The 16452-nt window shown below is 41.2% G+C and carries 15 protein-coding genes; 11 read left to right on the top strand and 4 right to left on the bottom strand.

Annotation, left to right across the window (positions count from 1 at the left end; genetic code table 11):
• Nucleotides 1-46: 46 nt before the first annotated feature.
• From nadD to AACZ73_RS05400, 4 genes are all read right to left on the bottom strand, one after another.
• Nucleotides 47-613 (bottom strand): nicotinate (nicotinamide) nucleotide adenylyltransferase, encoded by a 567-nt coding sequence (gene nadD / locus AACZ73_RS05415; protein ID WP_339876082.1) that lies wholly within the window; start codon nucleotides 611-613, stop codon nucleotides 47-49.
• Between the two features lie 4 nt (nucleotides 614-617).
• Nucleotides 618-1190, bottom strand: coding sequence for a guanylate kinase (gene gmk, locus AACZ73_RS05410; protein ID WP_339876080.1), 573 nt, complete (start codon nucleotides 1188-1190; stop codon nucleotides 618-620).
• 2 nt (nucleotides 1191-1192) lie between these two features.
• The gene (locus AACZ73_RS05405) at nucleotides 1193-1465 is read right to left on the bottom strand and encodes an anti-sigma factor (RefSeq protein WP_339876078.1); all 273 of its coding nucleotides are present in this window, start codon (nucleotides 1463-1465) and stop codon (nucleotides 1193-1195) included.
• A 172-nt stretch (nucleotides 1466-1637) separates the two neighbouring features.
• Entirely contained in the window at nucleotides 1638-2234 is a 597-nt protein-coding gene (locus AACZ73_RS05400) for a sigma-70 family RNA polymerase sigma factor (RefSeq protein ID WP_057939486.1), read from the bottom strand.
• A gap of 123 nt (nucleotides 2235-2357) precedes the next feature.
• On the opposite strand from AACZ73_RS05400, the gene AACZ73_RS05395 reads away from it, so the two are divergent.
• The 11 genes from AACZ73_RS05395 to AACZ73_RS05345 all read left to right on the top strand — a co-directional run bounded on the left by AACZ73_RS05395 (nucleotide 2358) and on the right by AACZ73_RS05345 (nucleotide 16452).
• Nucleotides 2358-3197, top strand: a complete 840-nt coding sequence (locus AACZ73_RS05395; RefSeq protein ID WP_339876076.1) for a lysophospholipid acyltransferase family protein — start codon at nucleotides 2358-2360, stop codon at nucleotides 3195-3197.
• Between the two features lie 149 nt (nucleotides 3198-3346).
• On the top strand, nucleotides 3347-5614 hold the full coding sequence (locus tag AACZ73_RS05390) for a UvrD-helicase domain-containing protein (RefSeq protein ID WP_339876074.1): 2268 nt from the start codon (nucleotides 3347-3349) through the stop codon (nucleotides 5612-5614).
• 66 nt (nucleotides 5615-5680) lie between these two features.
• Nucleotides 5681-6349: a DUF4290 domain-containing protein gene (locus AACZ73_RS05385; protein WP_339876072.1), complete on the top strand. Its 669-nt coding sequence runs from the start codon at nucleotides 5681-5683 to the stop codon at nucleotides 6347-6349.
• Nucleotides 6349-7656, top strand: coding sequence for a UDP-N-acetylglucosamine 1-carboxyvinyltransferase (gene murA / locus AACZ73_RS05380; RefSeq protein WP_339876071.1), 1308 nt, complete (start codon nucleotides 6349-6351; stop codon nucleotides 7654-7656). The genes AACZ73_RS05385 and murA overlap by 1 nt, the downstream gene beginning before the upstream one ends.
• Before the next feature lie 242 nt (nucleotides 7657-7898).
• Nucleotides 7899-9617 (top strand): IlvD/Edd family dehydratase, encoded by a 1719-nt coding sequence (locus AACZ73_RS05375; RefSeq protein ID WP_339876070.1) that lies wholly within the window; start codon nucleotides 7899-7901, stop codon nucleotides 9615-9617.
• Nucleotides 9618-9823: 206 nt separating this feature from the next.
• Nucleotides 9824-10585: an SDR family oxidoreductase gene (locus tag AACZ73_RS05370; protein WP_339876069.1), complete on the top strand. Its 762-nt coding sequence runs from the start codon at nucleotides 9824-9826 to the stop codon at nucleotides 10583-10585.
• Nucleotides 10578-11252, top strand: coding sequence for a hypothetical protein (locus tag AACZ73_RS05365; protein WP_339876067.1), 675 nt, complete (start codon nucleotides 10578-10580; stop codon nucleotides 11250-11252). Before AACZ73_RS05370 ends, AACZ73_RS05365 begins: the two co-directional genes overlap by 8 nt.
• A 491-nt stretch (nucleotides 11253-11743) precedes the next feature.
• Nucleotides 11744-12391 carry a hypothetical protein gene (locus AACZ73_RS05360; RefSeq protein WP_339876066.1) on the top strand — a complete coding sequence of 216 codons (648 nt, stop codon included), beginning with the start codon at nucleotides 11744-11746 and terminating at the stop codon, nucleotides 12389-12391.
• Nucleotides 12392-12548: 157 nt separating this feature from the next.
• Nucleotides 12549-13430 carry a Nif3-like dinuclear metal center hexameric protein gene (locus AACZ73_RS05355; protein ID WP_339876064.1) on the top strand — a complete coding sequence of 294 codons (882 nt, stop codon included), beginning with the start codon at nucleotides 12549-12551 and terminating at the stop codon, nucleotides 13428-13430.
• Nucleotides 13431-13565: 135 nt separating this feature from the next.
• Nucleotides 13566-14012, top strand: a complete 447-nt coding sequence (locus AACZ73_RS05350; RefSeq protein ID WP_339876062.1) for a response regulator — start codon at nucleotides 13566-13568, stop codon at nucleotides 14010-14012.
• 7 nt (nucleotides 14013-14019) lie between these two features.
• Nucleotides 14020-16452 (top strand): PAS domain S-box protein, encoded by a 2433-nt coding sequence (locus tag AACZ73_RS05345; protein WP_339876060.1) that lies wholly within the window; start codon nucleotides 14020-14022, stop codon nucleotides 16450-16452.

The raw sequence follows: 16452 nt of genomic DNA, 5'->3' as shown, positions 1-16452 counted from the left end.
GCCTAAAATCTAATTGCAGATCAGGTTAAATCAGTTGATTATCAAGTTACAAATACAACTTCTTATCCCGAATATAATCCGACACTCCCTCAGGAAGCAGGTATTTAACAGATTTTCCGGCAAGAATGGACTTGCGGATGAAAGTGGCTGAGATATCCAAAAGCGGTGCATCTATCAGCTTGATATTCGGATGATCAAAAGAATTCGCTTCGCCTGGTCGTGGATAGACGAAGATCTCATAGTTGTCCAGAATTGTCTGGTAATTCTTCCAGCGCTTCAGCTGCGTCAGATTATCCGAACCTAAAAATAAGCAAAACTGATGCTGTGGATATTGGTCAGTCAGGTAAGCGAGGGTATCTATGGTGTAGCTAGGCTTGGGCATAGAGAACTCCACATCCGATGCCCGAAACTGATAATTGTCCTCGATAGCCAGCTCCACCATTCGCAGTCTATCAAACTCATGAATCAAAGACTGGCGTTTTTTGAGGGGATTCTGCGGACTCACCACAAACCAAACCTGATCCAAATCGGTACGGTCGTGAAGCGTGTCAGCGATAATCAGATGACCAATATGGATAGGATTGAAGGAACCGAAGTAAAGACCGATTTTCACTTGACTAGCGTGCTAAAAATTCGCTAACCAAATATTCAGATTCAGCAGAAGATTTTGAGAATTCGTCATTGACTATCGTGACATCAAACTGCGGCTCAAATTTGGATTCAAATTCAGCTTTGAACAACCGTCGGGAAAGCGATTCTTCTGATTCTGTGCCCCGGTCGCTGAGTCGTAATTTAAGAATTTCCAAGCTGGGCACTTTCACATAAATGGCCAGCGCTTGCTCGCCAAAATATTTTTTTAAGGCTAATCCGCCTTTCACATCCACATCAAAAATCACTGCTTTACCGGAGTCCCAGATGCGTTGGATTTCTTCCTTGAGAGTCCCGTAGAAGTTGCCGGCATAGACTTCCTCCCATTCTATGAAATCATTGTTGTCGATGTGCTGCTTGAATTGCTCCTGACTCAAAAAATAGTAATCCTTGCCGTGAACTTCATGTCGTCCTCTCTTGTCCCGTGTACAGGCAGAAATAGAAAACCCAAGATTTGGGATGGTTTCGATCAAATGCTTCACTAAGGAAGTTTTGCCCGATCCCGATGGGGCAGAAAAAATAATGGCCTTTCCTTGGGTCATGATTATTTAATATCCTGAATCTGTTGGCGGATTTTATCTGCCAACTCATTAGGTACAGCGTGTTTAGTGCATTTTGTTTTCAATACATCGCGGATTGCTTGCTCCAAGTGATAATGCTCAAAGCATGGTTGGCACTTGGCTAGCTTTTCCTTAAGGATCTCCTTGCCAGAATCTTTCAGGTCTCCGTCCAAAATACTTTCTAACAGCTCAAAGCATTTGCTTTCGTCACTGCACTGCATCTTTCGCTCTCCAGATGGGTTGTCATTCATTTCCATGGGTAATTATTCTTTAATTAAGTATCAGCTTTGTCGCCAGTTACTAGACAAAAGCAACATAGATTTTGGTAAACTATATCATTTATGCCACTTCGCTCGTCGGTTATCGATCTTTGTTTCAAGAAAGCAAAGAGGATATTCTTACTGGCATCATTAAGCGATCACTTTTTTACTATTCCTCCTCTTCGTCCGTATTGTATCCCATATTATGGGCATATCCCTGAAGTTTTTCTTTCAGGAGATTTCTTGCGCGGTGCAATCTGGATCTTACAGTACCTATCGGGATATCCAGAATCTTGGCCATTTCTTCATATGTAAATCCTTCCAGATCGCATAAAATTATCACTGTACGGAAATCCACTGCCAAGCTATTCAATGCATTTGAGATCTCATCACCGAGCATATCCTTGACAGATTCTGCTCGAAGATCACTAGTGCTTTGGTAGTGAACATCATCCGAGTTGTAATAAGTTTCAACTTCCTGATAATCTACTTTCGTTGGCTGCTTGGATTTTTTTCTGTACTCATTAATAAAGCTGTTTTTCAGAATTCTGAAAAGCCAAGCTTTGGCATTCGTACCCTGCTCAAATGAATTGATAAAACGATAGGCCTTCAGGTAGGTATCCTGTACAAGATCTTTGGCATCATCTTCATCGAAGGTGAGCCTATAGCCAAAATTGTACATAGAGTCTATGTGTGGCATAAACTCCCCATCGAAGATGGCATTTTTCTCTTCCTGAGAATATTTTCTGCGCTGAACTTCCGACATAAGCATCAAAAGTAATGATTGGGTGAAATTTAAACTAGGAATTGGGAAGAATTCAGGTGATTTCGTTTATTTTGTTCTAAGGTTTGGCTCTTTTCAGCCATAGATTTCCCAGCGATCCAGCATATGTTTTTCTTTAGACTGCTCTCCAGGCTTCCTCTTTCTGTATTATACCTATTCTCAGATACCCTTTATTTAATCGCAAGATATGTAATTAGCTATCGAAAAAAAGTGATTGACGAAAACTTGCTTTATGCATTTCCTGAGAAGACTCCAGCAGAACGAAAAACTATCCGGAATAAGTTTTACAGAAATTTTACCGATGCATTCTTTGCAGAGACTATTAAAATGCTGACTATCTCCGAGCAAGAACTCAAGCAGCGGTTTCATGTGGTTAACCAGGAACTTGTGGATACTCCAGTGAAGGATGGCAAAAGTGCTTTGATGATGGCAGGCCATGTTTTCAACTGGGAAATGGCGATATTAGGAGTCGCACTAAATACGAAAGTCACCGCCGAAACTGTTTATCTCAAACTCAACAATTCTTTCTTCAATGAGTTAATGCTAAAAATCCGGACACATTTTGGCGGAGTAATGACTGAGAAGAGGGAATTTCGGAGAAGTATGATTACTATGCGAAGTGAACCGAGAATTGTACACCTTGCAGCAGACCAACGTCCTCCCGTCTCAGATAGCAGATATACACGTACATTTATGAATCGACCAGCTTTATTCTTTGAAGGTGGAGAATTTATGGCAAAGAAAATGGGACTGCCTGTCTTCTATGGTCAGATTACCAAAGAAAAGCGAGGCCATTATCGATTTGAATTTACTGAACTGGCGCGACCGCCTTACAACGACCATGCACCTCACAGCATAACAGATGAATTTTGCCGAAGGCTGGAAGAAAACATCCGTCGGCAGCCAGAGCTCTACCTTTGGAGCCACAAACGCTGGCGAATATAAATTTCTGAATTGCCAGATTTTGTGCGCCATGGCGAATTAAAAAATGAAAAATCGGAAGATGGTAAAATCTCCAAATCCCAACTTAAATCTTGAAACTAGTTACTTGTTACTCCCTTTTGATTCTTGTAGCTAATTTCTTGTCTTGAAAAATGGATTACCTCGATAGTTTAAACCCAGAGCAGCGACTGGCTGTAGAACATACGGATGGACCGGTGATGATCATCGCGGGTGCCGGATCTGGCAAAACCCGTGTACTTACATACCGCATCGCACATCTGATTTATGGCAAAGGTGTAGATGCTTTTAATATTTTGTCGCTGACTTTTACTAATAAAGCAGCTGCCGAAATGCGCCATAGGATAGAAACTTTGGCAGGCTTGGAGGCCAGAAATACTTGGATGGGGACATTCCACTCCGTATTTGCGAAAATCCTGCGAGTCGAAGCACCGAAGATTGGCTATCCTTCCAATTTCACCATTTACGATTCAGACGATTCCAAGTCACTCATTCGTACTATAGTGAAGGAAATGCGTCTGGATGACAAAGTGTATAAGCCTAATGCTGTACTAGCTCGAATTTCCGGAGCCAAAAACCGTCTGATCACCTGGAAAGTATATCAGGATGACCCCTATGTAAAAGCTGACGATGAAGCTGCTATGAAGCCCAAAATGGGTGAAATCTACCAGCGCTATCAAGACAGGCTTTTCAAAGCCGGTGCGATGGACTTTGATGACTTGCTTTTCAATACCAATATCCTTTTTAGGGATCACCTCGATGTGCTGAACAAATATCAGCAGCGGTTTAGATATGTAATGGTGGATGAGTTTCAGGATACTAACCTTTCCCAATACTTGATCACCAAAAAACTTGCGGCTGTTCACCAAAACATCTGTGTAGTCGGTGACGATGCCCAGAGTATCTATGCCTTCCGTGGAGCAGACATCCAAAACATCCTGAATTTTGAGAAGGATTACCCGGATCTATTTGTGGTGAAACTGGAGCAAAATTATCGCTCCACCAAGACCATAGTAAATGCTGCAAATTCTATCATAGATAAAAATAAAGCTCAGCTGAAAAAAAATGTCTGGACCAGTAATGATGACGGTGATCTGATCGAGCTGATAAAAGCCAGCTCTGATAGTGAAGAAGGTAGAATCGTAGCCTCCACGATTTTCGAAGAGCGCAATACCAAAAAGCTAAACAACAGTGATTTCTCCATACTTTATAGAACCAACTCCCAATCTCGGGCTATAGAAGAAGCGCTTCGCAAACTGAACTTGACATATAAGATCGTTGGTGGACTTTCTTTCTACCAAAGAAAGGAAATTAAGGATCTGATGGCTTATATGCGGTTCACCGTGAACCCTGTGGATGAAGAAGCATTCAAAAGGATTGTGAATTATCCAAAGCGGGGAATTGGAGACACCTCGGTAGATAAGATTCTTGTAGCTGCATTTGATCATGACATGCAACTATGGGAAGTGGTGCAAAATGCACATAGCTTCCTCGGAGGTAGAGCTGCCAGTCAGTTGGATGACTTTGCCACGATGATCAAAGCTTTCAAGATCGAAGTGGAGAGAAAAGATGCTTTCGAAGCTGCCAGTAGCATTGCCAAACAAAGTGGTCTCTTGCGCGAGCTATATGAAGACAAAACCATAGAAGGACTCAACCGCTACGAAAACGTCCAGGAATTGCTAAATGCAATCAAGGAATATGTTGACAATGAAGAAAACGAGGACAAAAGCCTAGGTGCTTTTCTTCAGGAAATCGCATTGCTCACAGATAACGACCGGGACAAAGACACCACTGATGCCATCACGCTGATGACCATCCACTCTTCAAAGGGATTGGAATTCAAGCAGGTTTTTGTAGTGGGAATGGAAGAAGATTTATTCCCATCTCAAATGATGATGCAGAGTCGCGAAGATCTTGAGGAGGAACGCCGTTTGTTCTATGTTGCTGCGACCAGAGCAATGGAAAAACTCTATTTCACTTACGCATTGACCAGGTATCGTTTTGGTCGACTGTTGAATTGTGAGCCAAGTAGATTTCTCGAAGAAGTATCTCCCGATTGCATTAAGGTGAGCAAAAAAGTATCTTCGAAGGAAATGCCTGGAGCATTCAGGAGAGAGGGACTTCCAGGCACATCGGAATCTTCTGGGTATATTGGCATCAAAAAGAAGCCTGAATCCAGAATACCGACAGCGATGAAAGTTCACACGCCTAGTCCGGATTTTAAACCTTCAAATACTAACAATCTACAGGCGGAGCAATTGATAGAGCATCCCAAATTCGGATTCGGAAAAGTACAAAAGATTGAAACAGAAGGAATTAACCGAAAAGCGACGATTCAATTCGAGCATTTTGGTGAGAAAACATTATTACTTAGCTTTGCGAAGCTCAGAATTATAGACTAATCACCTGCTCCCCTGCCTTTTGGTAATTTTTTCATTACCTTAAATAGCGCAAATAAGGGATGCATTATGGAGCCTTTAGAATTAGACAAACAAAAACTCATTTTGAAAGAATACGGCAAAAACATTCAACACCTCGTTGATCATATCACGGCAATTGAAGATCGTGATAAGCGTACCCAAAGCGCATATACAGTAATTGAAATCATCAAGCAGCTGAATCCTACGATGAAGCAGGAGAATGACCAAAAGCTTTGGGATGACTTGTATATCATGTCTGACTTCAAACTTGAGGTGGACGCGCCTTTTCCTATGCCAGAAAAAGAATTGCTTGGCAAAAAACCACTTCCGATAGGATATCCCACCAGCGAGATCAAATTCAAGCACTACGGTAGAAACATCGAAAAACTGATCGAAGGCGCAATTAAACTTGAAGACGATCAAGAACAGGAAGCGGCTATTATTTTTATCGGACAGCTAATGCGAAGCTTTCACTCTACTTGGAACAGAGAAAATTTTGACGATGCCATAATCTTGGACGACATCAAGACGTTATCTAAGGGCAAGTTGCATATCGATGTAGAGAAAGTTAGAGAAAATGGTTTGTTTGAATCCAATACACGCCGTGATTTCAAACCACCTCTTCAGGAGGAGAGGAGCAACGGAAAGAACAAAAGATCAAATCACAACAATAAGCGTCGTCCAAATACAGGGCACAATAAAAAACGTAGAAATTAATGGGTTCATTTCGGGTCAATGGTGGAATTAAACTCAAAGGAGAGATAATTCCCCAGGGAGCAAAAAACGAAGCACTTCAGATTCTTTGTGCAGTCCTTCTCACTCCTGAGAAAGTTACCATAGAAAAAATCCCAAACATCGTAGATGTCAATAAGCTCATAGATTTATTGAGCGATATGGGTGTGAAAGTCACCAAAGAAGGTCCTGAAACCTATAGCTTCCAAGCCGATGAGGTCAATCTTGACTTCATGGAAACGGAAGAATACCTGAAAAAAGCTTCCGCACTTCGTGGCTCAGTAATGCTACTAGGTCCTTTGCTTGCAAGATTTGGTAAGGGAAAGCTATCCAAACCAGGAGGAGATAAAATTGGGCGTAGGAGGATGGATACGCACTTTACCGGTTTCCAGAAGCTAGGTGCAAAATTCAATTACGACTCAAAAAATGAGATTTTTCATATTGACGGGAAAAATCTAAAAGGTTGCTATATGCTTCTTGACGAAGCTTCAGTAACGGGAACAGCAAATATCGTGATGGCTGCTTCCATGGCAGAAGGGACCACGACTATTTACAATGCTGCTTGTGAACCTTATCTACAGCAACTATGTGACATGCTAAATCGCATGGGTGCAAAAATCTCCGGTGTAGGTTCAAACCTTCTGACAATCGAAGGTGTCGAGAGCTTAGCTGGCACTACACACAAGATGCTACCGGACATGATTGAAATCGGGTCCTTTATTGGGCTAGCTGCCATGACACAATCTGAGATCACCATCAAAGATTGTCAAATACCACGACTAGGCATCATTCCTGACACTTTCCGAAGAATGGGAATCCAGCTTGAATTCCGGGGAGACGATATTTTCATTCCTGCGCAAAAGCATTATGAGATCGAAACATTTATCGATGGGTCTATCCTCACTGTAGCTGATGCCATTTGGCCAGGATTTACTCCAGATTTGCTTAGCATAGTATTAGTAACTGCCACTCAGGCTAACGGAACTGTGCTTGTTCATCAAAAGATGTTTGAGTCGAGATTGTTCTTTGTAGATAAATTGATAGACATGGGAGCACAAATCATCCTTTGTGATCCACATAGAGCCACTGTAATTGGTCTAGATAGGAAGACTGAGCTGCGTGGAATCCGGATGACATCTCCTGATATTCGTGCTGGTGTAGCATTACTTATAGCCGCGCTATCTGCGAGCGGCACATCTATCATTGATAATATTGAGCAGATAGATAGAGGTTATCAAAATATCGACGAGCGCCTTAGAGCTTTGGGAGCAGATATTGAGAGAATATCCTAAGAATTGAAAACTTGCTTATTAGCGGACTTTGGAATCAAAGTCCGCTATTTTTTTGAGCAGTACTTTTCCTTTTCGTTAAAATACTGTGTAGCCATAGTTACCACAAAATCAGTCAACTACAGCATATATCAGATTAGAATGAATAATCTGTAATTAAAATAAATACTCAGACAATATTCTTTGACCTCTTTGCTTCTCGTAATTTTTGGTAAATTCTGGCTCGATTAGCCAAAACAACCTATATGTCAAAGAAAAAACTCCGGAGCCAAGATTGGTACGGCCGCACTGGAAAAGACGGATTCATTTATAGATCCTGGATGAAAAATCAGGGCTTTCCCCATCACTTATTTGAGGGTGACAAACCTGTAATCGGAATCTGCAATACCTGGTCTGAACTTACTCCCTGCAACGCACATTTTAGAGATCTTGCCGAAGCCTTAAAACGCGGAATTTGGGAAGCAGGAGGTTTCCCTCTGGAATTTCCAGTAATGTCTTTGGGCGAATGCTCAATCAAACCTACAGCCATGCTATTCCGAAATCTGGCTAGTATGGACGTGGAAGAAAGCATTCGGGCAAATCCTATGGACGGTGTGGTACTCATGTGTGGCTGTGATAAAACAACTCCGTCATTAGTAATGGGAGCCGCATCAGTAGACATACCGGCTATTGTTCTCTCCGGAGGTCCCATGTTGGTAGGCCGATTTAAAGGAAAGAAAATAGGAACATCAGATGTGTGGCGCTTTGCTGAGGATTTCAAATTAGGAAAAATCACTCAGGAAGAATTCATCGAAGCAGAAGCGGCTATGTCACGTTCTGTGGGCCATTGCGCTCCTATGGGAACAGCCTCCACTATGGCAGCCATGGTCGAATCCCTCGGTCTATCTCTCCCTGACAATGCAACCATCCCAGCGGCAGATTCCAGACGAAAAGTGCTAGCTCATATGACAGGCATGCGAATCGTGGAGATGGTGAATGAAGACCTGAGAATGAGCAAAATACTTACCCGAAAGGCATTTGAAAACTCAATTATGGTCAATGCCGCTTTGGGCGGATCTACGAACTTTATTCTTCACTTGACTGCAATTGCCAAGCGAATCGGCGTGGATGTGGACTTAACTGATTTCGATAAGTTCTCTTCGATGATTCCGCTGATCGCAAATGTGCAACCGTCAGGAGAACATTGGGTAGAAGACTTATTTTATGCAGGCGGACTACCTGCTGTAATGAAAGAAATAGAGAAATACTTGCACCGGGACTCCATCACTGCGAATGGAAAGACAATTGGCGATAACATAGAAAAAGCGGAATGTTACGACAGAGCCTTGATTGGGACTTTCGAAAATCCTATCAAGCCTGATTCAGGAATCGCAGTCTTAAAGGGAAATCTCTGTCCAAATGGGGCGGTGATCAAACCTTCTGCAGCCACACCAAGCTTATTGATTCACATAGGCCGTGCTGTAGTATTTGAAAATATCGACGATTACAAAGCTAGAATTGATACTCCCGAACTGGATATCGATGAAACCTGTGTGATGGTCATGAAGAATGTGGGACCAAAAGGATATCCTGGAATGCCGGAAGTTGGTAATATGGGGCTGCCTCAAAAACTCCTTGCCAAAGGGGTTAAAGATATGGTCCGTATTTCGGACGGCAGAATGAGTGGGACAGGATATGGAACTGTAGTCCTTCACGTTTCACCGGAATCCGCTATTGGTGGACCGCTGGCATTTGTGCAGAATGGGGATATGATTGAGCTTAATGTGCCGGCAAGAACATTGAATCTGATGATCTCTGACGAGGAATTTGAAAATAGGAAGGCAAACTTCAAGCCTTTGAACCTACCTTATGAGCGAGGATATGTTAATCTTTTCCTTGACAAAGTAAATCAAGCCCATGATGGTGTCGATTTTGACTTTCTACAGGGAAGTTCGGGATCTGAAGTAAAACGAGATTCACATTAATCATAAAACTGAAAAGCTTCCAGATTTAGAAAACCTGGAAGCTTTTTTTATCAATTTCATTATTTCCTCTAAAGCGCCAGAAGAATTAATTTTCAGGGAATTCCTGACTGATGAAATCATTACACTTTATAAATCAGGTCCGAAGAAGCTTGGATACATTTCATTCGTAAATTACTTTTCTTTTTTTTAACCATAGAAAACACTTAATGAAACCCCAAAAGACCGCCATTATCACCGGAGCAGGACAGGGAATTGGCCTGGCTATAGCAGAGAAGCTTGCTGCTCAAAGTATCAATATAATCCTAAATGACCTCGAAGAAGGCTTGATCCGCGACGCATGCCAGCGAATCAGCCATATACATGGAGTTTCTGCGATTGCAATTTCTGGTGATGCCAGTTCTGAGGTGGTGATCAATGGGTTGATAGAAACTGCCCTCTCAAATTTTGGATCGGTAGATATTGTTATTGCTAACTCGGGCATCACTCTTTTCGGAGCATTTTTGGAGTATTCCAGAGCGGATTTCATGGAAGTCACCAGAGTCAATCAGGCCGGGACTTTCTTTCTGGCCCAGGCTGCTGCCAAAGTAATGAAAGACCAACCTAATGGAGGAGCATTACTTTTCACATCTTCAGTCACTGCTCACCAAAGTCATGAAAATCTCGCTGCTTATGCTATGAGCAAGGCAGCAATAGAAATGCTCGCCAAAAACCTAGTGCTAGAACTTGCTCCATTCAAAATCAGAATAAATACCATTGCCCCTGGAGCAACGGTGACAAACAGGACAGCACTTGATCCGGAATATGAAACAACCTGGTCAAAAATCACTCCTCTAGGACGGCCCGCCGTTGTACAGGACATCGCCAATGCTGCAGCATTTTTAGTCTCTGATGAGGCAAGACATATCACCGGACAAACTCTTATAATAGACGGTGGCTGGACGAGTGTCAGCCCTTCACCCTATGCCTGAAAATCATCAAATCCCGGTAAAGAATCTTAAACTTTATAAGAAATCACCTGCACCATGGACATTGAAAGGTGAAGGGATCATGTTGATTTATAAATTCTCAAAAAAATGGGTGGAAACAAATGCAAATCTACCAGAACATCTGAAGGGCAAGTTTCGAGGAGGATTAGGATATGTGATGCTGGTAGACTACTACATTTCTCCGGTTGGTTCCTATAAGGAGTTGCTTTTTATCCCGGGAAAATTTGCTCCATATTTCAAGCAATCCATCACCAAAATCTATGTGAGCTCTGAAGTGAGCACTCAAAATGGCCACACCAACTGGGGTATTCCAAAGGAGACTTTGCCTTTTTCCTGGGAGAAAAGTGAGGGGAAAGAATTGATTCAGGTAAAGGTTGGCGACATAAGCATTTTTTCATGTGAAGTAACCTGTGGAGGATTTCAATTGCCTATCTCTACAAGTCTGCTTCCAATAGACTTACATCAATTATGGGACGGAGTGAATTTCTTCACCAAACCTTCCGCATCTGGCTGGGGCAAACTAGCTACTCTAAAAAACTTACATATCGATCCAGCCTATTTTCCAGATATAAGCTCGCAAAAACCTCTTTTTGCCATCAAAATAAATCCAATCACTATTAAGTTTCCTGAAGCAAAGTATGCGATGTAATTCTTTCACAAAAAGAAAAATTTGATTGTGTAGAGGAACTTGAGAGCCAATTGCTCCTATTAAGTCCTGAGAGTTTAGCTGTGGATTTTGACAATGAAAGTTTAAAAAATCCGCTACATAAACACAGTTTTTTTAATGAGCAGAAAAAAAACATTCCCTAGACTTTCCTGTTCATCACCTAGCTGGGTAGCCACATCTATTCTCCGAGGGATTGCAGAAGGACAAAATAAAATCTTTCCTTCACCACTATTTGTTAGTATGTTAGTATTAAATCGCATTTTCGGATTTATAAGAACGCTATATCAACCAATTGAATACCAGAAATATAAAAAGTGGCTAAAGAATCAATCTGAATTTTAAGTCTGCTAACTTTATAGAAAACCTTTGGTATGAAATAAAGAAAATAGAAAAAGTCCAGAAGGATAATTATACAGCGCCAAAGATCCCTCATGATACCAAACCATATGATCGTAAAAATCTAATAAAACAATATGAAAAATCTTACTCTTACACTTCTGGTTGTCTGCGCATTATATGCATGTCAACCCACAGAAACCACACCAGACACCTTGCCAATGAAAGTGGCGATGGCTTATGGCTATGATAAATTTGACGAAGTCAACTCCATCGCATACACTTGGAATGTACAGCGCGACTCTGTAAATGTGATGACAAGAGATTGGAAATGGAATGTCAAAGACCGCACCGTTTACTACGCCACATCGGACACCAGCTTTACCTACAGTCTGGACATGGCTGCGGATTCTATGCCAGACGTCGACAAAGGTTTCATTAATGATAAATACTGGATGATGTTCCCTTTCCAACTGGCGTGGGATAGCGGCTACGAATATGAAACAGAAGAAAATGTACCCACACCGATAGCTGGAACCAACTCAACCAAATTGACCATAGTATATAATGCTGCCGATGGCTACACACCTGGAGATGCATATGATCTGTATTTGGATGAAAACAACATGATATTAGAATGGGTTTTCCGCAGAGGAAATGGACCAGAAGGCAGACCTACAACCTGGGAAAATGTGGAGCAGTTCGGGCCAATCAAATTAGCTACTACGCATGCTAATCAAGCTGGTGAAAAATTCATCTGGTTCTCGAATATCTCTGTGAACTAACCAGTTTATACCCCTAATTATGAGCCGTTTGTAAAAATCAAACGGCTTTTTTTATTACTTTTCATTAACTTGAAGTCAGCAGTTTTTCAAGAGATACCTCATCTAGATTTCTCTATCATTTACCTAGAGATATTTTACCCAAGCAACCCATTTTAACATGAAATCAAATAGAAGATCATTCATTAAAAAATCCAGCTTAATGATAGGCACGGGGTTAATTGCAAATCCTTTTAGCTCCTATTCTACCACGAAAAAAACTTTTACTGTAGGAGAAATCATGGATTTGTTCATTGCTCAGATTCCCGGAGCTCCATTCTCACAAACTGTGGATACTTTGAAAACCGGTTCCAAAGAACAAAAAGTAACTGGGATTGTGACTACCATGTTCGCAACCTTGACTGTAATCCGAAAAGCCATTGAGCTAAATGCGAATTTCATCATCGCACACGAACCGACTTTTTACAATCATGCTGATGAAACTGGATGGCTACAAAACGATTCAGTTTACCAATTCAAACGAAAGCTTCTGGATGAGCACGGGATTGTAATCTGGAGAAATCATGATTATGTACACAGTCTGAAGATTGATGGTGTTCAGCTGGGAGTAGTCCAGGAACTAGGCTGGGAAAAATACTATAAACAAAACGCAGTCTTGAATCTGCCCGAGACTACCTTGGAAGAACTTATCTCACATATCAAGATGAAAATGGAAGTTCCTGCGCTTCGCTATGTCGGAGACCTTTCCCAAAAAGCCAGCAAAATCCTACTAATGCCAGGGGCTGCTGGAGGAAAAAGGCAAATAGAAATGCTAATGAAGGAGAAACCTGATGTCTTGATCTGTGGTGAAAGTCCGGAATGGGAAACTCCTGAATATGTGAGAAATGCCAATGAGATGGGTCAAAAACTTGGGCTGATTATCATAGGTCATTCAGCAAGCGAAGAAGGAGGATCAGAATTCATGGCAGCGTGGCTGAAAAAAAACATTTTAGATGTTTCAGTTTCCCACATAGTGTCGGATAATTCCCTGTCTATAATATAAACCCAGAAAGACATGATGTTTTTCTGAGTACCAACCTTCTGAAACTATGGCTTTCAAAAGGAAATATAGATTTCAATTATGTTATCTTTGAATATACAGTGTCGCCAAATTTCTAACTAGTTTAAAAAGAGCTCAATGAACGCACAACCTATTAGACTATTATTGGCTGATGACGATGTAGATGATCGATTCTTTTTTAAAGATTCTCTTTCAAAATTACCCATCGAAACAAGGCTTACTACGGTAACAAATGGGGTAGAGCTAATGAATCTACTTTTGACTGAAAAAGATGCCCTCCCTGATGTAATATTTTTAGACCTAAATATGCCCATGAAATCGGGTTTTGAATGCTTGACTGAAATCATGTCCAATGACAAATTCAGGGACTTACCTATCATTATCTATTCTACTTCGATGGATGAACCAGTCGTAAATTTACTTTTTGAGCAGGGAGCATTCCGCTTTATACGTAAGCCTGGTGAATATTCAAAACTAAAAGATGTGATTCTAAAAGGTATAGATAGTTTGGCAAACAGAGCATTTCAACCCTCCAAAGATAATTTTGTAATTCAATCACAGTAAGTATTTTATGACATATCAACCTGCAAATTTCCGTGCTTTTCCTATAGGAGGCGGCGAAATGGGGCAATTAATTCGAGAAAAAGATTGGAGCAAAACAGCTATAGGTTTGCCTGAGACATGGCCACAAAGTCTGATTACTACGCTTAATATTCTATTATCATCCAAATTCCCTAAGTTCCTTTATTGGGGACCTGAACTTACCTGTTTTTATAACGACGCTTACAGACCTAGTTTAGGTGCAGAGGGTAAGCATCCCTCCATGCTAGGAATGAATGGTGAAGAAGCATGGTCAGAAATCTGGCACATAATCAAACCTCTAATGGACCAGGTGCTGACAGATGGGGAATCGCTGTATTTTGAGAATTTATTAGTCCCAATTTTCCGAAATGGGCAACTCGAAGACGTGTATTGGACTTTCAGTTACAGCCCTGCCAGAGATGACGAGGGAAAGATAGCCGGAGTACTGGTGACCTGCGCAGAGACTACTCAAGAATTATTACTGAAATCAAAACTGGAAAGAAGTGAGCTAAAACTTAGATTAATAATCCAACAGGCACCAGCTTCTATAGCCACATTTACAGGACCAAACTACATCACTGATATCGTCAATAATAAAGCGCTATCCATATGGGGCCGGAAGCGTGAAGATGTAATAAATAAGCCAATTTTTGAAGCCATTCCTGAGCTAGTAGATCAGGGAATCAAAGAATTGCTCGATGATGTATACAAGACTGGAAAACGATTTGCTGCTTCAGAACTTCCGGTTCAAATTCTTCGGGACGGAAATCTTGAAACCATCTATGTTAACTTCAGCTATGAGGCACTTTATGACTCCAATGGCGACATAGATGGAGTCATCACCATCGGACACATCGTCACTGATCAGGTCCTAGCTCATAAGAAAGTCGAAGCCAGTGAAGAGCAACTTACCATGGTAATTGAAGCTTCAGAACTTGGTATTTATGATTTCAATTTACAGAACAGAAAACTCGATGGATCCAAAAGACTTCATGAAATTTTCGATCTTACTGAAGGCGAGGATAATAATCACGAGCTTTTCGTAAACAGTATACATCCTAAAGACCTGCAGATCAGAAAATCAGCATTTGAGAAATCTTTTATCGATGGCAATTTGGCTTACACATGCAGGGTCGTACATCGGGATGGTAACCAACGCTGGATAGAAGTCAAAGGGAAAGTACACTATGATGAAAATAATGCTCCTTTAAAAGTATTAGGTACTGTCCGAGATATCACATCAGAAAAAAACAATATCCAAAAACTCGAAGAAAGTGAGCAGAAGTTTAGACTGTTGGCAAACTCTATTCCCCAGCATATTTGGACAGCCGATCCGGATGGCAACTTAAACTATTTTAACCAATCAGTATATGAATATTCCGGCTATAAACCGGAAGATCTTGAGTTGGAAGGTTGGCTTGCAATAGTCCATCCAGATGATAAAATAGGAAGTTTGAAAGCTTGGACAGAATCCATAGCTACAGGAAAAGAATTTTTTTTTGAACATAGATTCCGCAAATATGACGGAACCTACAGATGGCAACTCAGCCGGGCCAAGCCACAGCTAAATCAGGAAGGGGAAATTCAGATGTGGGTGGGCTCCAGTAATGATATTCATGACCAAAAGGAATTTACCAATGAGCTGGAACGCTTAGTCTTGGAGCGTACTAACGAACTGGCCCAAAACGTAAAAGACTTGGCTAGTATGAATAAGGAATTGCAATCCTTTGCCTATATCTCAAGTCACGACCTGCAGGAACCTCTGCGAAAAATCCAAACCTTTGCAACACTTCTCTTAGAAAACGAATTCGATAACCTCACAGAGGATGGAAAAGAGCAATTTAAGCGAATGCAAAATGCTGCAAAGCGGATGCAGACCTTAATTGGTGATTTACTCTCCTACTCCAGAACTTCTATTTCAGAACGAAAATTTGAAGCTACAGACCTGAACAAGCTGATCAAAGAAGTGAAAATGGACTTGAAGGAAGAACTTGCCCTTCACAATGCCATAGTGGAATATGAAGAACTATGCACGCTTAACATTATTCCTTTTCAGTTTCGCCAACTTTTACAAAACTTGATAAGTAATTCCCTGAAATTCTCCGTGAAGGACAGGGATCCGCATATTGTGGTATCCAGTAAAAAGGGCCTGGGAAATGAATTCGAATTTGAGCGGCTATCTCCAACTATCAATTATTGCCATCTCAGAATTTCTGACAATGGAATTGGTTTTGAACAAAAGTATAGTGAAAGGATTTTTGAATTGTTTCAAAGACTCCATGGAAAGGAGAAATTTCAAGGCACGGGAATTGGCCTAGCTATAGTGAAAAAAATAGTTGACAATCACGATGGATATATCACAGCCAACGGTAAACCCAACCAAGGAGCTACTTTTGATATTTATTTGCCTCAATATAATTAA

The sequence above is a fragment of the uncultured Algoriphagus sp. genome (assembly GCF_963974835.1).
GTDB lineage: Bacteria > Bacteroidota > Bacteroidia > Cytophagales > Cyclobacteriaceae > Algoriphagus.
This window is presented reverse-complemented; position numbering and strand designations above follow the sequence as displayed.